Genomic DNA, 21,904 nt, shown 5'->3' on the forward strand with positions numbered 1-21,904 from the left:
GAGGTCGTGTCAGGCGCTGCACTTCATCCGCATCGGCCCGCCGTGCAGCGCGGAGATGACCGCGGACTGAACGCCTGCGTTCTCGGGCATGGTCGTGTGGAAGACCAGGTCGAATGGGCACTGGTCCTGCGTGATCAGGTTCTCGTAGTCGCCCGGGCCGCTCATCAGATTGGTCGTGTAGGGGAACGCGTTTTCTTCCGTCACTGTCGTGATGTTGAAGTACTTGATACCCGGCAGGGCCTCGGTCGGCGTGTTCAGCGCATGCAGACGTTTTCCGGTGTCCGACATCTCGTCGCAGGCCTTCGCCGAAGGGCAGGCCCCCAACGCCAGCATCGTGCGCTGGAACGGCGAGCCCTTGATCATCCCGGACATGCTGGTCAGCGAGCGCACATGCGCCGCGCCACCGAAGTACTTCAACCAGTAGCGGGTCACCAGACCGCCCTGCGACCAGGTCACGACGTCGACCTTGCGGGCGTGAGTCCTGGCCAACACACCGTCGACGAATGCGGGCAGGCGCTTCGAATTGCCCGAGACGGTCCGGTAGGGATCGGTCGAGGGGTCCTTGGGTTCGTGGACCAGGAAGACCGACGTGTCGAAACCGTTCTTGCGCAGCACCGTCGCGAATCTCTCGGCACTGGCGCGCGTCTCATTCGAGCCGGACACGTAGACCACCGGAAGCGTGGGCCGGTTGGACGTGCGGGGCGCGGCGTCGGCGCTCGGGATCACGGCGGGCGAGATGGCGAGTCCCACCGCGATCAAAGCAGCCAAGGCAAACCTAAATTTGATCACCGGACGACGGTAGCACCTGCCGCACCCGTGCGGCGCCACAGACGGTAGAGCCCATATCCTCAACCCATGACAAGTGAATCCACCGCCCAAGCCCTGCTCGACGCGCAGGTCTCCTGGGTGATCAACCGCCTCACCGGCGATGAGCTCCCCGAGCTGGCCACCAAGGCCGTCGACGATGTCCTCGCCGTCGCTGAGAACGCCACGATCTCCGCGCTCGTCGACCCGGCGACGGTCAAGTCCATCGCCCGCACACTCGCCACGAACGTGCCACCGAGCACGGCTGCGTCGACGCTGGTCGAGCACAGCGCGGACGTGCTGTACTCCAACCCGGCTGGCACGTACACCCTGCGCGACGTGATCGACCGCGACAACGTCGGCCGGATCACCGACGAGGTCATCGCGCTGACCCCGCTGCTCGAAGACATCCTCGACGACCTCACGCACAGCCCGATGACCGCAGCCCTCGCGTCGCGGTTCGTGGGCCGCATCGTCAACGACGTCATCGCCGGCAACCGTGCGGTGGCCGAGAAGATTCCCGGTGTCGGGTCGCTCGTCTCCTTCGGTGCAAAGACCGCTGGCAAGGCGATCGGCAAGACCGGCGAGCAGTTCGGCGAACTCTTCGGCGATGCCACCGCCAAGGGCGCCGAGTTCGCCATGGGGCGCCTGAACAAGATCATCATCGCCACGTTGAAGGACCCGTCGACGCGGGCGGCCGTCCTCGAGGTGTTCGACCTGTATGCCGACGAGAAGGTGGGACGGCTGGACCAGCTGATGTCGGTGGAGGATGTGCGGCGCATCGGCGGCATCGGCCAGGACGTCGTCATCGCCGCGGCGGTGTCCGAGCCAGTCCTGCTCCTCGTCGACGCCCTGATCGACGGGTTCTTCACGGTGTACGGCGACAGTCCTGCCGCCGAGGTGCTCGACGACCTGGACCTCAGCCGGGACACGCTCGTGGAATACGCCGTCGGTGGAGCCCCGCGCTTGTTCGACGCGGTCAAGCAGTCCGGTGAGCTCGAGCGGATCGTGCGCGAGCAACTGGAGCCGTTCTACTCCTCACCCGAGGTTGCGGCGATCCTCGGCAAGAAGTCGTGACCTACCAGCCGGTCAACGCCTTCGACGCATTCGCGATCCGGGTCGACTCGCTCGAGCCCCCGCTCGTGATGACCCAGCCGATGGGTGCCCGGTTCGCCGACCACCGAGGTCTCATCGAAATGCCCGCCCTGATGGTGCTGTTCGACGACCTGGGTGGGATTCCGTTTTCCTTCGCGGATCGCTCCTCGTCGTCGTTGCAGGCGCGGTTGAGTGTCTCGGTAGGCCCGCGTCCCGGGCTGACCGACGTGCTGCGCGGCGAGAGTGTGCTGAGCATGTCCGACGAGGCTTTCGGCTCGACGACGGTGCGCGTCACCCGGGGCGACGACGAAGAAGTGGCCGGCGGTCGGGCACGAAGTGCCCGGGTGGGCCGGGCGAGGATCGGGGAATCCGAGATCGTCGTCGGCCCGACACTGCCCGCACCCGACGACGCGGAGCTGCCCGAACCGATCGACCAGTCGCTCACCGGCGCGCAGATCGTGGCGTCGATCGCCGACGGTGAGCGACGCATCGGGCCGCTCGGAGAGCTGCTCGGCGCGTCGATTGCCGACGCCGATCCCGCTGCGGTGCGCCTGGCCATTCCGGCCGCCAAATGGATGGGCAACTTCTTCGGCACGATGCACGGCGGCATGATCGCGACCATCGTCGCGCAGGCGGCGTCGCTGGGGGTAGCGGCGAACTTACGCGCGGGCGTCGGCTACCAACTCGTCGAGTTCACGGTGGCGTTTCTGCGCTCGCCGGCCGTCGACGGACGGTCGGTCACGGCAACGGCGATCCCGGTGAAGATCGGCCGTCGGCTGTCCACCGTCGACGTCGAGCTGCACGACGCCGACGGGATCCTGCTCGCCCGTGCCACCGCCGACGCCAGGTGCGACGTCTAACGCTGACTGGGCCTTAGCCTGGAGCAGTGACTTCCTTCGTGCTGGTGCCCGGGGCCGGTGGTCAGGCTTGGTACTACCACCGGCTCATACCGAGGCTTGTTGAACGCGGGCACAGCGCCGTCGCCGTTGAATTGCCGGCGGCAGACGACGACGCCCGGCTTGCTGTCTACGCCGACCGCATCGTCGACGCGGCGCCGCCCGGACCCGTCGTGCTGGTCGCCCAGTCGATGGCCGGACTGAGCGCCCCGTTGGCGTGCGGCCGACTCGACGTCGTCGAAGTGGTGATGCTCAACGCGATGTCGCCGCGGCCGGGTGAGACCGGCCGTGATTGGTGGAGCAATACGGGCCAGGAGGAGGCGGTGAGGCGAAAGGCGGTCGACGACGGGCGCGACCCCGATGCGCCATTCGACCCCTGGGTGACGTTCTTTCACGACGCCGACGCCGAACTGCTCGCGCAAGCGCAAGCGCTGCCGCCTCCGTTTCAATCGGATCGCCCGTTTGACGATCCGTGGCCGCTGGACGCGTGGCCGGACGTGCCGACGCGGTTCATCGTCGCCGAAGATGACCGGCTGTTTCCTCTGGAGTTTCAACGTCGGGTGGTGGGCGAGCGGCTCGGCGTCGACGTGGAGGCGGTGCCCGGAGGGCATCTTGCTGCGCTCACGCAACCGTCGGCGGTGGCCGGGAAGCTCTTGGCGTAGGTCTCTGGGCTTCGGTCGAAGGGAATCTGGGCTCGGTCGACGACGATGTGGGCTCGGTCGACGCAATATTGGGCTCGTTCGGCGATGATTCGGGCTCGCTCGGCGAAGCGTGGAAACAATCAGGCGTGCTTGCTTTTTTCCGATAGTCGTGTGACGCTGATCTCATGGCGGACGTAGTAGCTCTTGTGGGCGACCTGACTGCGGAGAGTGATGCACTCGACGACCTGGTCGCAAACCTCACCGATGAACAGTGGGCCATGCCCACACCCGCGGCGGGGTGGACGATCGCTCATCAGATCGGGCACCTCCTGTGGACCGACCGCACCTCGCTGTTCTCCGTGACCGACCCCGAAGGCTTCAGCGCGATGGTCGCCGAGGCGTTCGCGTCCGGCGAGGCCGAGGGATATGTCGACCGTGCTGCCCAGGCAGAGGCGCAGCGACCGCCGGCCGACCTGCTCGTGGACTGGCGGGAGACGAGGGCAAAGCTCGCCGGCGCACTGTGCGCGGTCCCCGACGGGACCAAGCTCTTGTGGTTCGGTCCGTCGATGTCGGCGTCGTCGATGGCGACGGCTCGCATCATGGAGACGTGGGCGCATGGGCTCGACGTCGCCGATGCGTTGGGGGTCACGGTCGAACCGACTGAGCGTCTGCGCCACGTCGCCCACATCGGCGCGCGCACCCGCGACTTCGCCTACCTGGTCAATGGCAAGCAGGTCCCGGCCGAGCCGTTCCGCTATGAGCTCAAGTCCCCAACCGGTGCTGATGAATGGACGTGGGGACCCGAGGACGCATCGAACGTCGTCCGTGGGTCGGCCCTGGACTTCTGTCAACTCGTCACGCAGCGCCGTCATCCGGCCGACCTCGACATCACCACCACGGGCGACGACGCCGCGGAATGGGTGGGTATCGCACAGTGCTTCGCCGGCCCGCCCGGAACGGGCCGTGAGGCGAAGGGAGATCAGCAGTGAGCGACATCATCCGTATCGGCAACATGTCGGGCTTCTACGGCGACCGTTTCGCGGCGATGCGCGAGATGCTCGAGGGCGGTGAACTCGACTACCTCAACGGCGACTACCTCGCCGAGCTGACCATGCTCATCCTGGGCCGAGACCGTCTGAAGGACCCGGCCCTCGGCTACGCCAAGACCTTCCTGCGCCAACTCGAGGATTGCCTCGGACTTGCCTTGGACAAGGGCGTCAAGATCGTCAGCAACGCCGGCGGGCTCAATCCGCACGGGCTGGCCGTCGCGATCCGTGAACTGTCCGACCGGCTGGGGCTCGACGCACAAGTCGCGTTCGTCAGCGGCGACGACCTGATCAAGGATGCGGGCAAACTCGGCTTCGGCAACCCGTTGACCGCCAACGCCTACCTCGGCGCTTTCGGTATCAAGGCGGCACTCGACCGCGGTGCCGACGTCGTCGTCACCGGCCGCGTCACCGACGCATCGCTCACCGTCGGACCCGCCGCCGCGGCCTTCGGTTGGGACTACACGGATCTCGATGCGCTCGCCGGCGCCGTCGTCGCCGGCCACATCCTCGAATGCGGAGCGCAGGCCACCGGCGGCAATTACTCGTTCTTCACCGAGATCCCGATGGGGCACCTCGGCTTTCCGATCGCCGAGATCAGCGCCGATGGATCGTCGGTCATCACCAAGCACGAGGGCACCGGCGGGGCGGTCACCGTCGGAACCGTCACCGCGCAGCTGCTCTACGAGGTCGGCGGCCCCCGTTACCTCAACCCAGACGTCACCGCGCGCCTGGACTCCGCCGAACTCACCCAGGCCGGCCCGGATCGCGTCGCGATCAGCGGTGTGCGGGGCGAGAACCCGCCGAGCGACCTCAAGGTCTCGCTCAACTTCCTCGCCGGCCTGCGCAACCAGGTCGACGTGGTGCTCACGGGCCTCGACATCGACGCGAAGGCAGCCCTCTTCGAAGAGCAGTTCCGCGCTGCCCTCTCGGCCGAACCAGCTGATCTGACCTTCTCCCTCGCCCGCACCGACCACGCCGATGGCGCCACCGAGGAGCAGGCCAGCGCCCTGCTGCGCGTCGTCGCCCGCGACACCGACCCGGACAAGGTGGGCCGCGCCCTCTCGTCGGCGATCGTCGAATTGGCCCTCGCCAGTTACCCCGGCTTCACCCTGACGGCGCCCCCCGGGAACGCCTCGCCCTACGGCGTCTTCGAGCCCGGCTACGTCGATGCCGCCAAGGTGACCCATCGCGTCATCCAACCCGACGGAGTGGCCGTCACCATCGACCCGTCGCCGCTGCGCGGCCCGGTCCCCGTCGACGAGGATTCGGCGCCGGGAGCGGTAGCGGGCGACTTCGGGCCCACCGTGCGCAAGGCGCTGGGCACCGTCGCGGGCGCGCGCTCGGGCGACAAGGGCGGCAGCGCCAACATCGGGGTGTGGGTGCGCTCCGACGAGGAGTACACCTGGCTCGATCAGACGCTCACCGTCGAGAAGGTCCGCGAACTGCTACCCGAGGTCGCCGATCTCACCGTGCACCGCTACGCGCTGCCCAACCTGCGTGCGGTGAACTTCGTGATTGAGGGCGTGCTGGGGCGCGGTGTTGCCGACAACGTGCGCTTCGACCCCCAGGCCAAGGGCATGGGCGAATGGCTGCGCTCGCGTTACCTCGAGATCCCGACGCGCTTCCTCGACGGACAGGTGAGCTGATGCCGTTCACCTCCGCGCTGTGGGACGCCCCCGAGCGCCAAGCGCTGCGCGCCAGCGTCGCCGGATTCGTCGACCGCCACATCCTGCCGAACCAGGACGAGTGGGAACACGAGGGCCTGATCCCGCGTGAACTGCATGTCGAGGCCGCAAAGCTAGGGCTGCTCGGACTGGGTATGCCCGAGGAGGTCGGCGGGTCCGGCGGTGACGTCGTCGACGCGGTGATCACCGAAGAGGAGCTCCTCTACCGTGGCACTTCCGGCGGCGTCTTCGCGTCGTTGTTCACCAGCGGCATCGCCCTCCCGCACCTGATCGCAGCCGGTGATGCCGACCAGATCAACCGCTGGGTGCGTCCGACGCTGGCCGGCGAGAAGATCGGCAGCCTCGCCATCACAGAGCCGAGTGGCGGCAGCGACGTCGGCCACCTGCGCACCACCGCGCAACTCGACGGCGACGAGTACGTCGTCAACGGGTCGAAGACTTTCATCACCTCCGGGGTGCGCGCCGACTTCGTCGTCACCGCGGTCCGCACCGGCGGCGCCGGCGCCGGCGGGGTCTCGCTGCTCGTCGTCGAAAAGGGCACGCCCGGGTTCACCGTTACCCGCAAGCTCGACAAGATGGGCTGGCTGGCCTCGGACACCGCAGAATTGTCGTATCAGGACGTCCGCGTCCCGACTGCCAACCTCGTCGGTGCCGAGAACTCCGGTTTCGCGCAGATCGCCAACGCGTTCGTCACCGAGCGAGTCGCGCTCGCCGTGCAGGCCTACGCCCACGCACAGCGTTGCTTGGACCTCACACTGGCCTGGGTCCGCGACCGCGAGACCTTCGGCCGTCCGCTCATCTCGCGGCAATCGGTGCAGAACACGGTCACCGAGATGGCGCGGCGCATCGACGTCGCGCGGACCTACACCCGAGCGGTCGTGGAAAGCCAGGTGAATGGGTCACCGGCGGACTTGATCGCAGAAGTCTGCTTCGCGAAGAACACCGCCGTTGAGGCCGGCGAATGGGTCGCCAACCAGGCCGTTCAGCTGTTCGGCGGTATGGGCTACATGAACGGCACCGAGGTCGAGCGCCAATACCGCGACATGCGGATCCTCGGCATCGGCGGCGGAACCACGGAGATCTTGACCGGCTTGGCGGCAAAACGATTGGGGTATCAGGCATGACCGTTCTCAAGTCCACACTCGACCCGGGTAGTGAGGCATACGCCGCGGCGGCTTCGGCGATGACCGAAAAACTCGATGAGTTGCAGGTCGAGTTCGACAAGGCGCTGGCCGGCGGCGGCGAAAAGTATGTTCAGCGCCACCGTGACCGCGGCAAGATGACCGCGCGCGAGCGCATCGAGATGCTCATCGACCCCGACAGTCCTTTCCTCGAACTGTGCCCGCTCGCCGCGTGGGGATCACAGTTCCAGGTCGGCGCATCGGTGATCATCGGCATCGGGGTCGTTGAGGGCGTGGAATGCATGATCGCCGCCAATGACCCGACGGTGAAGGGCGGCACCTCCAACCCGTGGACGCTGCGCAAGAGCCTGCGCGCCAACGCGATCGCCCGGGAGAACCGGCTGCCGGTCATCTCCCTGGTGGAGTCCGGCGGTGCCGACCTGCCGACGCAAAAAGAGGTGTTCATCCCCGGCGGGCAGGGGTTCCGCGACCTCACCCGACTATCCGCCGACGGCATCCCGACGATCGCCCTGGTCTTCGGCAATTCCACGGCCGGCGGCGCCTACATCCCCGGTATGAGCGACCACGTCGTCATGATCGACGGCGCCTCCAAGGTCTTCCTCGGCGGCCCTCCGCTGGTCAAGATGGCCACCGGTGAGGAGAGTGACGACGAGACGCTGGGCGGTGCGACCATGCACGCCCGCGAATCGGGCCTGGCCGATTATCTGGCCGTCGATGAGCAGGATGCGCTGCGCATCGGCCGCCGCATCGTCGCCCGGTTGAACTGGCGCAAGAAGGGCCCGGGACCGATCGCCGCGTCGATCGAACCGCGCTACGACGCCGAGGAGCTTCTCGGCATCGTGCCGAGCGATCTCAAGATCCCGTTCAACCCGCGCGACGTGATCGCGCGCATCGTCGACGACAGTGACTTCGACGAGTTCAAGCCCGAGTACGGCAACTCGCTGTGCACCGGGTGGGCGCGGATCCACGGGTATCCGGTCGGCATCCTCGCCAACGCGCAGGGCGTGCTGTTCTCGGCCGAGTCGCAGAAGGCGACGCAGTTCATCCAGCTGGCCAACCGGTACGACACCCCGTTGCTGTTCTTGCACAACACGACCGGCTACATGGTCGGTGCGGAGTACGAGCGCGGCGGCATCATCAAACACGGCTCGATGATGATCAACGCAGTCTCCAACTCGACGGTGCCGCACATCTCGCTGCTGATGGGGGCCAGCTACGGCGCTGGGCACTACGGAATGTGCGGCCGCGCCTACGACCCGCGCTTCCTGTTCGCCTGGCCGAGCGCCAAATCGGCGGTCATGGGCGGAGCCCAGCTGGCCGGTGTCATCTCGATCGTGTCGCGCGCAGCCACCGAGGCCCGCGGCGGCACCGTCGACGAAGAGGCCGATGCAGGGATGCGCGCCATGATCGAGGCGCAGATCGAGAAGGAATCGATCCCGGCATTCCTGAGCGGCATGCTCTACGACGACGGGGTGATCGACCCGCGCGATACCCGCTCGGTGCTCGGCATGTGTCTGTCGACAATCCACAACGGCGACGTTTCCGGCGCCGACGGCTTCGGCGTCTTTCGGATGTGAGCGGGGATATGACTACTCGAGCAATCACCACCCCCGTCGAACGGGAGATCACTTCTGTCCTCGTCGCCAACCGCGGCGAGATCGCGTGCCGCGTATTCGCGACCTGTCGCGCCATGGGTATCGCGACGGTCGCGGTGTACTCCGACCCCGACGCCGACGCGCCGCACGTGCGCCAGGCCGATGCGGCGGTGCACCTGCCCGGCTCCACGTCGGCCGAGACTTACCTGCGCGGCGAGCTGATCATCGCCGCAGCACGGGCGGCCGGTGCGGATGCCATCCACCCCGGCTACGGCTTCCTCTCGGAGAACGCCGACTTCGCGCAGGCGGTCATCGACGCCGGGCTGGTCTGGATCGGCCCGCCGCCGTCGGCGATCACCGCGATGGGGTCGAAGGTCAACGCCAAGGAGTTGATGGCGGCCGCAGGCGTGCCGGTGCTCGGCGACCTCGACCCGACGACGGTCACCGCTGCCGACCTGCCGCTGCTGATCAAGGCGTCGGCCGGCGGTGGCGGTCGCGGTATGCGCATCGTCCGCGCTCTCGCCGACCTCGACGACCAGGTAGCCGGGGCCAAGCGGGAGGCAGAGTCGGCCTTCGGTGACCCGACGGTGTTCTGCGAGCCCTACGTCGAGCGCGGCCACCACATCGAGGTGCAGGTGATGGCCGACGACCACGGCGCGGTCTGGGCCGTCGGGGAGCGTGAGTGCTCCATCCAGCGCCGTCACCAGAAGGTCATCGAGGAGGCGCCATCACCGCTCGTCGAATCCCTCGGCGGCGACCTACGCGACCGCCTCTACGACGCGGCGCGCAAAGCCGTGGCCGCGATCGGGTATTCGGGTGCGGGCACCGTGGAGTTTCTGGCAGACGGAAACGGTCGGTTCTTCTTCCTGGAGACGAATACGCGCCTGCAGGTGGAGCACCCGGTGACCGAGGAAACCACCGGACTCGACCTCGTCGAGTGGCAGTTGCGCGTCGCGATGGGTGAGCCGTTGGTGGGCGACGAGCCGAGGGCGACCGGCCACTCGATTGAGGCACGCCTGTACGCGGAGAACCCTGCGGCCGAGTGGGCGCCGCAGTCGGGAACGGTGCACCGCTTTGCCATCGCGGCGTCGGATTCGGTCCTGTCGCGGGTCCGCGTCGACACCGGCATCGCCGACGGCAGTGAGATCTCGACGTTCTACGACCCGATGATCGCCAAGGTGATCAGCTGGGCGCCGACTCGGCACCGGGCAGCGGCCGTCCTGGCCCGGGCCTTGGCCGATGCGACGCTGCACGGACCGGTGACCAACCGGGACATGCTGGTGAACACGCTGCGCTCGGCGCAGTTCGCCTCCGGCGACACCGACACCGGTTTCATCGACGAGGTCGGCCTCGACGTGCTCGCCGCGCCGCTGGCCTGCGCGGCTGACGTCCGGGTGGCCGCGATCGCTGCGGCGCTGGCCGATGCACAGGAGAACCGGGCCACCGCCGGGGCGTTGGGGACCATCCCGTCGGGGTTCCGCAACATCCCGTCGGGCTATCAGTCCAAGACGTACGCGTCCGGCGACGAGGAGATCGTCGTCCGGTATCGCATCACCCGTGGCGTCGTCGACCTCCCCGACGACGAGGGTGTGGAGGTAGTCGACGGTCGTCTCATCGTCGACGGCGTCGCCCGCGAATACACCGTCAGCCGCTATGGGGACACCGTTTTCGTCGACCGTCCCGGGGCGTCGGTGGCGCTGGGTGTGGCGCCGCGCTACGTCGACCCGTCGTCGGTGCAGCGGCCCGGGTCGCTACTGGCGCCGATGCCCGGCTCGGTCATCCGAGTTGCCGTCGAGCAGGGCGACCGCGTGACCGCGGGCCAGCCGCTGCTGTGGTTGGAGGCCATGAAGATGGAGCACACGATCGCCGCACCGAGTGATGGCGTCGTCGCCACGCTGGCCGTCGAGGTGGGCCGCCAGCTCGCCGTCGGCGATGTGTTGGCCGTCATCGAGGCAGAAGACGCGTCGGCCGACGCCTGAGATCTGTACGGAAGGGAAGCAATGAGTTTCATCGAGACCGACGAGCGCAAGGAGTTGCGCGCTGCGGTGGCTGCGCTCGGGAAGAAGTACGGCAGCGAGTATTTCAGCAAGTGCGCAAAGGAAGACCTGAAGACCACTGAGCTCTGGAAAGAGGCCGGTGACCTGGGATTCATCGGCGTCAACCTGCCCGAGGAGTATGGCGGTGGCGGGGCCGGGATGTACGAGCTGTCAATCGTGATGGAGGAGCTCGCCGCAGCAGGCACCGGGCTGCTGATGCTCGTCGTGTCGCCGGCGATCTGCGGCAACGTGATTGCCCGCTTCGGCACCGACGAGCAGAAGCAGAAATGGCTGCCCGGCCTGGCCAGCGGTGAGATCACGATGGCGTTCGGGATAACCGAGCCCGACGCGGGGTCGAACTCGCACCACATCACCACCACCGCCCGCCGTGACGGAGACGAGTGGATCCTGTCCGGGCAAAAGGTGTTCATCTCCGGTATCGACCAGGCCGACGCGGTGTTGGTCGTCGGACGCACGGAGGAGGCCAAGACCGGCAAGCTGGCGCCCGCGTTGTTCATCGTGCCCACCGACACCGAGGGCTTCACCTACACCCAGATTCCGATGGAGCTGCAGAACCCGGAGAAGCAGTTCCAGCTCTTCTTCGACGATGTGCGCCTGCCCGGCGACGCGCTCGTCGGGGAGCCGGAGGCGGCGCTGAGCCAGCTGTTCGCCGGTCTCAACCCGGAGCGGATCATGGGTGCGGCGTCAGCGATCGGCATGGGCCGCTTCGCACTGGAGAAGGCCGTCGCCTACGCCAAGGACCGCACCGTGTGGAAGACGCCGATCGGCGCCCACCAGGCGATCGCGCATCCGCTGGCCGCCGGCAAGGTCGAGCTGGAGATGGCCAAGCTGATGATGCAGAAGGCCGCGACGCTCTACGACGCCGGCGACGACTGGGGGGCCGCCGAACCGGCCAACATGGCCAAGTACGCCGCGGCGGAAGCGTCGACGAAGCTCGTCGACCAGGCCGTGCACACCCTCGGTGGCAACGGTCTGACGAGCGAGTACGGGCTGGCGCCCATGCTGGCGCTGGTCCGCATCGCCAAGGTCGCGCCGGTGAGTCGCGAGATGATCCTGAACTTCGTGGCGCAGACCAGCCTGGGTCTGCCGAAGTCGTACTAGGAGCATGGATATGTCGCCAACTTCGGCCTCGAATCGACCCACCGACGGGAATATCCCGTCAGACCCCCCGGAATCGGCTGAAGTTGTCACCAGCACCGAGCGCGCGGTCACGACGATCACGTTGAACGCGGTGGAGAACCGCAACGCGCTCTCGTCGACGCTCGTCGCTGGGTTGTCCGCAGCGCTGACCGAGGCGGCCGCCGACGACGCGGTCCGCGCGGTCGTCCTCACCCACAGCGGGGGCACGTTCTGCGCCGGTGCGGACCTTCGTGAGGCACTGGGCCGCGGCCTGAGCCCGGAGGAGGCCACCGCCGAGAGTGCCTCGTCGATGGTCGGAATGATGCGGTCGATGCTGACGATGCCCAAGCCGGTGATCGTCGTCGCGAACGGTCATGTGCGCGCCGGCGGCTTCGGGCTCGTCGGTGCCGCTGACATGGCGTTCGTGGGGCCCGAGGCAACCTTCGCACTGACCGAGGCCCGACTCGGGTTGGCGCCGTCGATCATCTCGGTCGTACTCGTGCCGAAGATGACCCCGCGCTCGGCCGGACGCTACTTCCTCACCGGAGAGAAGTTCGACCCGGCCACGGCCGAGCGGATCGGGTTGGTGACGCAGGCGGCTTCGAGCGACGAGGAGTTGACCGATCTCGTCGACGAAGTTCTCGACGGGGTCCGGAAAGCCTCCCCGCAGGGGCTGGCGGCGTCCAAGGCGCTGACCACCGCGGCCATTCTCGACGGGTTCGAGGAACTCGCGGCCCGGCGCGCTGCGGAGTCGGCCGCACTGTTCGCCTCCGATGACGCGCGCGAGGGCATGACCGCGTTCCTCACGAAGCAGCGGCCCAGCTGGGATTCGAGTCGGTGACTGCCGCGCGGCAACCGCAACAGGAACGGTCCCGCGCCACGCGTGAACGCCTACTCGACGAGTGCATCGACATGCTCGCCACGCAGGGCTGGTCGGCGACGACGGTCGCTGCCGTTGCCGAAGCCGCCGGTGTGTCGCGCGGGGCCGCACAGCACCATTTCCCGACGCGGGAATCGCTGATCACCGCCGTCATGGAGCAGATGTTCGAGACGATGACCGCCGACGCGTCTGTCGTGTTGGCGGATGTCCCCGATGACCTCGACACCCGCGTCAACGCCGTCGTCGACAAGGCCGTCGCCATCTACACCGGTACCCAGTTCAAGGCGGCGTTGCAGGTCTGGGCGGCCGCCGCGTCGGACCCGGCGTTGCGGGAAGTCATCCTGCCGTTGGAGGCCAAGCTCGCCCGGGCGGCGCACAGGTTCACCGTCGCCGGCCTCGATCCGGCGGGCGTGCACCCGGATGCGCACCGCCTGGCGCAGGTGACACTCGACCTCGCGCGCGGGCTTGGCCTGGCTGACACGCTCTCCGACGATTCTCGTCGTCGCGAGCAGGTCGTCGCGACGTGGTGCGGACAGCTGGTCGATGCGTTGTCGCAGTAATCGGTAGTGGTCGGCACGCCGACGGCGCAGAATGGTCGCGACGACGGCGCAAAATGGTCGGCACGCCGACGCGGCGGAAGCGAGGCTCGACGATGGTTGACTACAACGCAGGGGTGGTCGAGGAGTTCCGTGCGAACGAAGGCCGTGTCTCAGGACCCTTCGAGGGGGCGCCGATGGTGCTGGTGCACCACCGCGGCCGCAAGTCGGGAGTGCAGCGCGTCGTGCCCTTGATGTACCTACCCGATGACGACGACCCGGACGTGATCTACATCTTCGCGTCGAAGGCCGGTGCGCCGACCAACCCGGAGTGGTACTACAACCTGCTGGCCGCGGGCACCACCGAGGTGGAGCGGGGGACGCAGCGGTACGCGGTGTCCGTCGACGAGATCACTGGCGACCGTCGCGATCTCGCCTACGCCGAACAGGCGCAGCGGTATCCGGGATTCGCCGAGTACGCGCAGAAGACCGAAGGTGTGCGCACCATCCCGGTCCTCGCGTTGCGCCGCACCGGCTGACGGCTCAGTAGACCCGCACCGTCGTCGAGCAGACCGTCGAACGCACCGTCACCACCCTGTTGTTACTGGTGGTGAGCATCGTGAGGTGCACTTTTCCCGGTCCGGTCCAGAAGTTGCTGACCGAGGCACCCTCACCCAGAGGGTTGCTGTAGGCCGTCGTGCCCACGTGGCCGCGCGCGCCGGAGGTCAGGTTGTGCCAGGCCAATTGCGGCCGTGTCCGGTAGCCGAAGATCGATGCCGTGTGCTCGATGTACACGGTGAGGTGGCCCCGCTCGGTGGGCAGCCACTGCGTGGTGGTGATCCGCCCGCGGTATGGGGCGTCGACGACGTTGGGGCTGATGCTCCAGCAGGCATTGCTCGCGATGTGGCGAATCTCTTGCGCGTGCGCGGTGGGCGCAATCGCCGTGGTGGCTCCAAGCGCGAGTGTCGCGACTGCGGTTACGGCCGCGAGAAGTGGTTTGGCAATCATGTCCGGACTCCTCTCCGTAGGTGAGCTCCATTCCATGCATTCCCAATTCCACCTACGACGATCCTCCTGTTTGGCGCCAAGCGAAAGGGTCTATTCGTCCCGGCGCAGGTGGACGACGTTGTCGGTGCGCGTGCAGGGGTTGCCGTCGGGGTCGGTCATGGGCACTTCGGAGAGCCCGGTGCGCACGACGGTCCACGGTGAGGACTCGTCCGCGCCGACGTCGGAGAGCACGTCGTCGGTGCTCGGGAAGGCCGGGGGATCGCCGTCGAACCGCCACGACGGCATGGCCCAATGCCCGACGACGAGCAGCGTGCCCCCGGGCTTCACGGCCGCCGCGGCCTTGCGCAGGATGGCCGCGCGCTCCAGCGTCACCGTGGAGTGCAGGTAGAACGCGCTGATCAGGTCCCAGGTGCCGTTGGGGAACTCGGCACCCAGGTCGGATCGCCGCCAGGTGATCGCGTCGTCGGCCACGCCAGCGTCGGCGGCATGCGCCCGACCGGAGGCCAGGGCGGCGTCGGCGATGTCGACGGCTGTCACCCGCCAGCCCTGTTGTGCGAGCCAGATGGCATCGGCGCCCGATCCGCAGCCAAGGTCGAGGGCGCCCTTACCGTCGGCATCGATGTCACCGATCTCCTCGACGAGGATCGCGTTGGGTTTGCCCGACCACGGCCGCTTGCCGTCGTAGAACTCTTCCCAATGCTCGCGCGCGTCAATGGAAGAGGCCGGGTCACCGTGGGAGTGCATGCTCACTCCGTCACGGTAACCCGGCCCACCGTCGATATCAGTTGTGCAGGTCGAACCGATCGTTGTCCATGACCTTCACCCAGGCGGCGACGAAGTCATCGACGAACTTGCCCGCGGCGTCGTCGGCACCGTAGACCTCCGACAGTGCGCGCAGCTCGGCATTGGAGCCGAAGACCAGGTCGACGCGGGTGCCGAGCCACTTCTTCTTGCCTCCGACGGTCCCGACGAAGACCTCCTCCTCGTCGTCCTTGCTCGACCAGGTGACATCCATGTCGGTGATGGTGGTGAAGAAGTCGTTGGTCAGGGTGCCCGGCCTCTCGGTGAACACGCCCGCCTTCGATCCGTCGTAGTTGGCGCCCAGCACGCGTAGACCCGCGACGAGGACGGCCATCTGCGGAGCGGACAGGCCCAACAGGTTGGCCTTGTCGACCAGCAGGAACTCGCCTTGCAGTTCGGCGCTCTTACCGCGGTAGTTGCGGAAGCCGTCGGCCTTGGGCTCGAGGTACTCGAAGGACTCGACATCGGTCTGTTCTGCGGTCGCGTCGTTGCGGCCCGGGTGGAACGGCACGTTGATCGAGTAACCGGCCTTGCGGGCCGCCTCTTCGACGCCGACGCCGCCCGCCAGCACGATCAGGTCCGCCAGCGAGATGCGGGTCGCGCCGTCCTGTGCGGCGTTGAACTCGGCCTGGATCTTCTCCAGCCGCGACAGGGCCTTGGCGAGCTTCTCGGGCTGGTTGACCTCCCAGCTCCGCTGCGGCTCAAGGCGGATGCGCGCACCGTTGGCGCCGCCCCGCTTGTCGCTGTTGCGGTAGCTCGCCGCCGACGCCCACGCCGTCGACACCAGCTGTTCGACGGTCAGTTTCGAGTCGACGATCCGCCTGCGCAGGTCAGCGATCTCCGACGGTCCGACCAGGGTGTAGTCGATCTCGGGGATCGGATCCTGCCAGATGAACACCTCGTCGGGGACCTCGGAGCCCTTGTAGCGGGACAGCGGGCCCATATCGCGGTGGGTCAGCTTGAACCACGCCTTGGCGAACTCCCTGGCGAAGTCCTGCGGGTTGTCCAGGAAGTGGCGCGTGATCTTCTCGTAGGCCGGATCGGTGCGCAGGGCGATGTCAGTGGTCAGCATCATCGGTGCGTGCCGCTTGGTCGGGTCGGCGGCATCGGGGACGCTCGTCGCACCCGCGCCGTCCTTCGGGTGCCACTGCTTGGCACCGGCCGGGCTCTCGCCCAACTCCCACTCGTACCCGTACAGGGTCCAGAAGAAGTTGTTGTCCCACGTGGTGGGGGTGCTGTTCCAGGCGCCCTCCAGACCGGACTGGATGGTGTCGGCACCGTCGCCGGAGCCGAAGCTGCTCTTCCAACCCAGGCCCATCTGCTCGATGGGGGCGGCCTCGGGCTCGGGGCCGACGAGGTCGGCCGGACCGGCGCCGTGGGTCTTGCCGAAGGTGTGGCCGCCGGCGATCAGGGCCGCGGTCTCCACGTCGTCCATCGCCATGCGCTTGAACGTCTCGCGGATGTCGGCCGCCGCGGCCAGCGGATCCGGGTTGCCGTTGGGGCCCTCGGGGTTCACGTAGATCAGGCCCATCTGGACCGCAGCAAGGGGATTCTCCAGTTGGCGGTTGCCGGTGTAGCGCTCATCGCCCAGCCAGGTGGTCTCCGGACCCCAGTAGGTCTCGTCGTCGCCCTCGTACTGGTCGGCGCGGCCGCCGCCGAAGCCGAGCGTCTCGAACCCGCAGTTCTCCATGGCGACGTTGCCGGCCAGGACGATGAGGTCGGCCCAGCTGAGCTTGCGGCCGTACTTCTTCTTCACCGGCCACAGGATGCGGCGCGGCTTGTCGAGGCCGACGTTGTCGGGCCAGCTGTTGAGCGGGGCGAAGCGCTGCTGGCCGTTGCCGGCGCCGCCGCGGCCGTCCTGGACGCGGTAGGTGCCCGCAGCGTGCCACGTCATGCGGACCATGTTGCCGACGTAGTTGCCGTAGTCGGCGGGCCACCACTCCTTCGAGTCGGTCATGACGGCGCGCAGGTCCGCCTTCACCTCTTCGAGGTCGAGCGACTCGAACTCCTTGGCGTAGTCGAAGTCCTCGCCTGCCATCGGGTTGGACACGGGCTGGTGCGTCGCGAGGATGCGCAGGTTGAGACGCTTGGGCCACCACTCCTGGTTCGCCGACCCCTCGGTGGGGCGGGTGAGTCCGTGAATCACGGGGCAACTGGCGTCGGAGGCATTGACGGCGTCGAGCTCGGCGGCATCAGTCATTTCGGGTCCTTTCGGTACTGGCTGAGGGCTGAATCTTCTTTGGTGAATTCTTCTTCGGAGAAGTCTGTGGTCGAGCACGTCGCGCACGTGCCCCAGTAGATGACCTCCGCCTCGTCGACGATGAATGCGTCGGGGGCGGGGCCGTCAAGGCAGGGTGTCTGGCCGGTGGCGCAATCGATGTCGCTGATGGCACCGCACCGTCGGCACACCGCGTGGTGGTGGTTGTCGCCGACGCGCGCTTCGTAGCGGGCATAGGTGCCCGCGGGCTGGATGCGGCGGACGAGGCCGGACTCGGTCAGTGCGGCGAGGATGTCGTAGACCGCCTGGCGCGAGACGGTGGGCAGGTCCGCGCGGACGGTCGTGAGAACGCTGTCGGTGTCGGCGTGCGGGTTGCGGTGGACGGCGTCGAGTACCGCCACGCGGGGTTGCGTGACACGCAGATCCGCGGCGCGCAGCGCCTGCGTCAGCTCATCGGTCGACGGCACGTTTCCAGTATGGACCCTTTTCTTGACTCGATCCAGAGTTTGCGGATATCAGTCCGAAAGTCCCTGCCTGCTGGCGGTGTCGGGCTCGCGCGGTCAAGCCCGCACAGTCAGGTATCCCGGGCGACAGGCGACAGCGGCGCCGGCGACGAGAGCCCCGACGGCGGCGAACAGAAAGCCCATCGACCACGCCCAACTGCCGGTCATCTCGTTCAGTACGCCGAATAGCACCGGTCCCGAACACGCCAGCAAATATCCGGTGCCCTGGGTAAACCCAGATAGAGCGGCCGACTCCTCGTCGGTCCGCGTACGCAGGTTGATCAACGTGAGCGCCATCGGGAAGGTCGTCGGCCCGAGGCCGAGCAGCAAGATCCACAGGTACGGGGCGGCCAGTGGTGCCACTAGAAAGCCGACCATGCCGACGACGAGCAGGGCCGCGAAGACCAGCGCGAAGCCGAACGGATTACGGAACCGCGCACAGATCGACGGTGCGACGAGCGTGCCAGCGAAGCCAAGGGCTGCGAACAGGGCGATCATGTTTCCGCCGAGTCGTTCGCTTCCGCCCGCGTCGATCAGCAACACCGGGAGCCATGCGAACAGCGCGTACGTCACCAACGCCGTCATGCCGAACATCACGGTCAGACCCCAGGCCAGCGGCGAGCGCCACACACCGCGCACCCGGCCGTGCGGCAGTGCCGTGTGGTCGGCAAGGTCGTGGCGATGACGGGCGCGTACGACGCTGATCCAGGGGAGAACGGCGATGGCCGGGATCAGTGCCCACATGCCCAGGGAGATCCGCCAGCCGTGGGCCTCGGCGACGGGGACCGCCAGGGCGGCCGGTACGGCGGTGCCTAATTGCACGCACGTGATGTAGGCGGTTGAGAGGAGGGCGATTCGGTCGCCGAAGTACCGCTTGACGAGTGGCGGGATGATGATGTTGCCGATTCCCATGCCGCCCAGTGCCAGCCCCGACCACACCAGCAGCATGGCTGCGGACCCGGAGCCCGCTCGTGCGGCGATCCCGACACCCGTGGCGATCACCGCCCCCAACGCGACGCGTTCGAGGCCGAATCGTCGGGTCAGCGGGGGAGAGACGAAGCCCGCGAGGCCGAACATCACCGTCGGCATCATGGCGACGAAGCCAATGGTTGTCGGTCCGAACCCGAGGTCTGCGGCCACGCGAGTCAGCAGAGGGACCAGTGAGGTCACCGCGGTGCGCAAGGTGAAGGCGAAGACCAGGATGGCGATGCCGACGATGAGGCGCCCCGCCCATAACGACTCAGCGCGCGGGCCGGCAGCGCTGCGCGGCACGCCCGGATCTGGCTCGTCGTGCATCTAGCCGCCGTTCATGGGTTCGGGTATCTGCACGCTAACTTGAAGCCATGCGTGTTGCGACCTGGAATGTGAACTCCCTGTCAGCGCGGGTGCCGCGATTCCTGCCGTGGTTGGAGCAGCGCCGTCCCGACGTCGTCTGCCTGCAGGAGACGAAGCTCGACGATGCGGGTTTCGCCGACGCCGTCGGGGCGGACCTCGACGCGCTGGGCTATGAGTGGGCCCACCACGGGCAGGGGCAGTGGAACGGCGTGGCGCTGCTCTCGCGGGTCGGACTCGACGACGTGGAGAAGGCCTTCCCCGGCACGCCCGGTTATCCCGACCCCGAATCGGTCGAGGCGCGTGCCGTCTCGGCGGTGTGCGACGGGGTGCGCGTCTACTCCCTGTACGTGCCCAACGGGCGCGAAGTCGGCTCTGACCACTACGACTACAAATTGACCTGGCTCAAAGCGCTACGGGACGCGGTACTGAGTGCGGGCCCGTCGTCGACGATCGTGTGTGGCGATATCAACATCGCCCCCGCCGACGACGACGTGTTCGATCCGGCGGCCTTCGCCGGGCACACGCACGTCACCGATGTGGAGCGGGCGGCGCTGGCCGCGGTCGTCGACACCGGACTCGTCGACGTCATCCGTGCGCGGTGGCCGGGGGAGCGGGTCTTCAGCTACTGGGACTACCGCGCCGGGATGTTCCACAAGGACCTCGGGATGCGCATCGACCTGATCCTCGCCGGTGCCGACGTCGTACCGCGCGTCGCGGCGGCATTTGTCGACCGGCAGGCGCGCAAGGGGACCAAGCCCAGTGACCATGCGCCGGTCATCGTCGATCTGGACACCGCTCCCGACGGTGATATCGGGCCTGTCGTCCCGCCGCCGTCCAATCCGGTGAAGCGCAAGGGTGGTGCCCGCCTTCCCCAGGCGTGACGAATACGCGTCGGAAGTGCGCATTTAGTCCCTTTTATGGCGGTTGAATATCCGCCTTTTTGGGCGTGCGAATCGGTCAAATATGACTCATCTCAAATCTGAGAGCACGCTGTGTTTTGATCGGCGAACTGCAGATTCGCTGCAGCCACGTAGAAGGGGTGAACATGAACCGAATTACTTCAGTGTTGGGAATGCTGGCGGCGGCCGTGGCGGCGCTGCTGGTGGTCCCCCTGGGCACCGCGAATGCGGCTCCCGCCGCGGTCAAGGCCGGCGACGCCCAGATCTCGCTCGTGAACGACTACCAAACCGTGTCCGTGAAGCTCCACAACTCCGTCTTCAGGCAGCAGGGTGATTCGCTGGCGATCGTCAACTCTCTGGGCAAGACCACTGACCGTATTCCGCTGGTCGTCAAGTCGGAAGGGAAGAGTGTCCCGGTTTCCGCTCGGGTTGCCGCTGACCGCAAGTCGGCCGAGCTGACGCCGCACTTCACGAAGACGCAGGTCGCCAAGCACAACGTCAAGGGAATGACGAAGGCCCAGGCTTACAACGACCTGGTCAACAAGGCGAACAAGAACTTCAACTGCGCTCTGCCCGCCATCGCGGTCGGTGCCATCATCGGATTCTTCGTCTTCTTCGTGGGCTGGGTCATCGGTGGCCTGATCGGTGCTTACATCGGCTACAGCAACTGCGGCGGTGGCGAGACGATCCGCGCCGGCCAGCGGTGGCTCAGCGCGCCATAACAGCCGGTTCGCCACGGGTGAACCTCGGGCCGGGTCCTTTCCGGGACCCGGCCCGACACGTGTGAAATCGGGACAGTTGTCCCGTGTTCGCGCGTAAAACGTTCGTCCGTGACCTTCCTGTGCTTGAATCGCGATACTGCAGGTTTTCTGCAGGCCATCGAAAGGGGAGTTCATTGAAGCGCATTGCCTCGATTATGGGAATGCTCGCGGTAGCATTCGCCGCACTGCTCGTCGTGCCGTTGGGTACCGCGAACGCCGCCCCGCGGGCCATGCTCGGCACCGGTGACGTCCGGGGTGTCCTGACCGGCGCCGACTACGACACGATTCACCTGCAGCTCAACAAGGGCACCTTCAAGCAGTCCGGTGACACCTTGATGGTCCGCAACGCCCTCGGCGTGACGACCGAGCGCATCAGCCTGACGAGCCACCAGGTGGCCGGCAAGACGATCCCGATGAAGGCCGTCGTCGCGTCGGACTCCAAGTCCGTGGACCTGAAGCCCCAGGTCGCCAAGGTTGCGAAGAACGATGTCGCCTTCAAGCACAACGTGGCGAAGATGACCAAGGCCCAGGCCTGGAACAACCTCGTCACGAAGGCCAACAACAACTGGTCGTGCGCTGCTCCGTCGGTTCTCGTCGGTGCGATCGTCGGAGGCCTCATCGGCTTCTTTGTGATCGTCGGTGCGTTCTGGGGCATCGCTGCCGGTGCCGCAGTCGGCGCCTACATCGGCTACAGCAACTGCCGCGGCGGTGAGACCATCCGCGCCTTCTGGACGTGGTGGAACACCCCGTAGTCGGTTGTGACTAGCAAGGAATCGGGCCGGATCACCGCGAGGTGATCCGGCCCGATCTTCATTTGGTGTCATGAACCCTGCGCGGTTTCGTCAAGTCAGCGTCAGCCCGGTAGTTGTCAAGCTGTCTG

21 protein-coding genes are annotated in these 21,904 nt (G+C 67.2%); 15 read left to right on the plus strand and 6 right to left on the minus strand.

All coding sequences use genetic code 11. From position 1 onward, the window contains the following. Positions 1-9 precede the first annotated feature (9 nt). Positions 10-768: an esterase/lipase family protein gene (locus B4L26_RS09110; protein ID WP_290718194.1), complete on the minus strand. Its 759-nt coding sequence runs from the start codon at positions 766-768 to the stop codon at positions 10-12. An 87-nt stretch (positions 769-855) separates the two neighbouring features. On the opposite strand from B4L26_RS09110, the gene B4L26_RS09115 reads away from it, so the two are divergent. The 12 genes from B4L26_RS09115 (at position 856) to B4L26_RS09170 (ending at position 14,038) form a co-directional block, all read left to right on the plus strand. Then, positions 856-1,881, plus strand: a complete 1,026-nt coding sequence (locus B4L26_RS09115; RefSeq protein WP_290718196.1) for a hypothetical protein — start codon at positions 856-858, stop codon at positions 1,879-1,881. Continuing rightward, the gene (locus B4L26_RS09120) at positions 1,878-2,759 is read left to right on the plus strand and encodes a PaaI family thioesterase (protein WP_290718198.1); all 882 of its coding nucleotides are present in this window, start codon (positions 1,878-1,880) and stop codon (positions 2,757-2,759) included. Before B4L26_RS09115 ends, B4L26_RS09120 begins: the two co-directional genes overlap by 4 nt. Positions 2,760-2,785: 26 nt before the next feature. Continuing rightward, complete coding sequence (locus B4L26_RS09125) at positions 2,786-3,457, plus strand: alpha/beta fold hydrolase (protein WP_290718199.1); 672 nt, start codon at positions 2,786-2,788, stop codon at positions 3,455-3,457. Positions 3,458-3,621: 164 nt separating this feature from the next. Then, positions 3,622-4,425, plus strand: coding sequence for a TIGR03084 family metal-binding protein (locus B4L26_RS09130; protein WP_290718200.1), 804 nt, complete (start codon positions 3,622-3,624; stop codon positions 4,423-4,425). Then, positions 4,422-6,131, plus strand: a complete 1,710-nt coding sequence (locus B4L26_RS09135; protein ID WP_422653588.1) for an acyclic terpene utilization AtuA family protein — start codon at positions 4,422-4,424, stop codon at positions 6,129-6,131. Before B4L26_RS09130 ends, B4L26_RS09135 begins: the two co-directional genes overlap by 4 nt. Beyond that, positions 6,131-7,294, plus strand: coding sequence for an acyl-CoA dehydrogenase family protein (locus tag B4L26_RS09140; RefSeq protein WP_290718202.1), 1,164 nt, complete (start codon positions 6,131-6,133; stop codon positions 7,292-7,294). The genes B4L26_RS09135 and B4L26_RS09140 overlap by 1 nt, the downstream gene beginning before the upstream one ends. Then, positions 7,291-8,889: an acyl-CoA carboxylase subunit beta gene (locus B4L26_RS09145; protein WP_290718204.1), complete on the plus strand. Its 1,599-nt coding sequence runs from the start codon at positions 7,291-7,293 to the stop codon at positions 8,887-8,889. Before B4L26_RS09140 ends, B4L26_RS09145 begins: the two co-directional genes overlap by 4 nt. An 8-nt stretch (positions 8,890-8,897) precedes the next feature. Then, complete coding sequence (locus B4L26_RS09150) at positions 8,898-10,886, plus strand: acetyl/propionyl/methylcrotonyl-CoA carboxylase subunit alpha (RefSeq protein WP_290718206.1); 1,989 nt, start codon at positions 8,898-8,900, stop codon at positions 10,884-10,886. Positions 10,887-10,907: 21 nt separating this feature from the next. Next, positions 10,908-12,065 (plus strand): acyl-CoA dehydrogenase family protein, encoded by a 1,158-nt coding sequence (locus B4L26_RS09155; protein ID WP_290718208.1) that lies wholly within the window; start codon positions 10,908-10,910, stop codon positions 12,063-12,065. Between the two features lie 10 nt (positions 12,066-12,075). After that, positions 12,076-12,924: an enoyl-CoA hydratase family protein gene (locus B4L26_RS09160; RefSeq protein WP_290718210.1), complete on the plus strand. Its 849-nt coding sequence runs from the start codon at positions 12,076-12,078 to the stop codon at positions 12,922-12,924. Beyond that, entirely contained in the window at positions 12,921-13,523 is a 603-nt protein-coding gene (locus tag B4L26_RS09165; RefSeq protein ID WP_290718212.1) for a TetR/AcrR family transcriptional regulator, read from the plus strand. Before B4L26_RS09160 ends, B4L26_RS09165 begins: the two co-directional genes overlap by 4 nt. A gap of 92 nt (positions 13,524-13,615) precedes the next feature. After that, entirely contained in the window at positions 13,616-14,038 is a 423-nt protein-coding gene (locus B4L26_RS09170) for a nitroreductase/quinone reductase family protein (RefSeq protein ID WP_290718214.1), read from the plus strand. A gap of 4 nt (positions 14,039-14,042) precedes the next feature. Here B4L26_RS09170 and B4L26_RS09175 read toward each other — a convergent pair whose 3' ends face one another. The 5 genes from B4L26_RS09175 to B4L26_RS09195 all read right to left on the minus strand — a co-directional run bounded on the left by B4L26_RS09175 (position 14,043) and on the right by B4L26_RS09195 (position 19,325). Beyond that, positions 14,043-14,507, minus strand: coding sequence for a hypothetical protein (locus tag B4L26_RS09175; protein ID WP_290718216.1), 465 nt, complete (start codon positions 14,505-14,507; stop codon positions 14,043-14,045). A 90-nt stretch (positions 14,508-14,597) separates the two neighbouring features. Next, positions 14,598-15,251: a class I SAM-dependent methyltransferase gene (locus B4L26_RS09180; protein ID WP_290718236.1), complete on the minus strand. Its 654-nt coding sequence runs from the start codon at positions 15,249-15,251 to the stop codon at positions 14,598-14,600. 37 nt (positions 15,252-15,288) lie between these two features. Then, complete coding sequence (gene katG, locus B4L26_RS09185; RefSeq protein ID WP_290718218.1) at positions 15,289-17,508, minus strand: catalase/peroxidase HPI; 2,220 nt, start codon at positions 17,506-17,508, stop codon at positions 15,289-15,291. Continuing rightward, complete coding sequence (locus tag B4L26_RS09190; RefSeq protein ID WP_290718220.1) at positions 17,505-17,993, minus strand: Fur family transcriptional regulator; 489 nt, start codon at positions 17,991-17,993, stop codon at positions 17,505-17,507. Before B4L26_RS09190 ends, katG begins: the two co-directional genes overlap by 4 nt. Positions 17,994-18,086: 93 nt before the next feature. Next, complete coding sequence (locus B4L26_RS09195; RefSeq protein ID WP_290718222.1) at positions 18,087-19,325, minus strand: MFS transporter; 1,239 nt, start codon at positions 19,323-19,325, stop codon at positions 18,087-18,089. Between the two features lie 47 nt (positions 19,326-19,372). Between B4L26_RS09195 and B4L26_RS09200 the strand changes: the two genes are divergently transcribed. From B4L26_RS09200 to B4L26_RS09210, 3 genes are all read left to right on the plus strand, one after another. Further along, on the plus strand, positions 19,373-20,245 hold the full coding sequence (locus B4L26_RS09200) for an exodeoxyribonuclease III (RefSeq protein ID WP_290718224.1): 873 nt from the start codon (positions 19,373-19,375) through the stop codon (positions 20,243-20,245). A gap of 116 nt (positions 20,246-20,361) precedes the next feature. Beyond that, positions 20,362-20,985, plus strand: coding sequence for a DUF456 domain-containing protein (locus B4L26_RS09205; RefSeq protein WP_290718226.1), 624 nt, complete (start codon positions 20,362-20,364; stop codon positions 20,983-20,985). A gap of 173 nt (positions 20,986-21,158) precedes the next feature. Then, positions 21,159-21,776, plus strand: a complete 618-nt coding sequence (locus B4L26_RS09210; protein ID WP_290718228.1) for a hypothetical protein — start codon at positions 21,159-21,161, stop codon at positions 21,774-21,776. The last annotated feature ends 128 nt before the right edge of the window (positions 21,777-21,904 follow it).

Source organism: Gordonia sp. UBA7599 (assembly GCA_002477755.1).
Lineage (GTDB): Bacteria > Actinomycetota > Actinomycetes > Mycobacteriales > Mycobacteriaceae > Gordonia.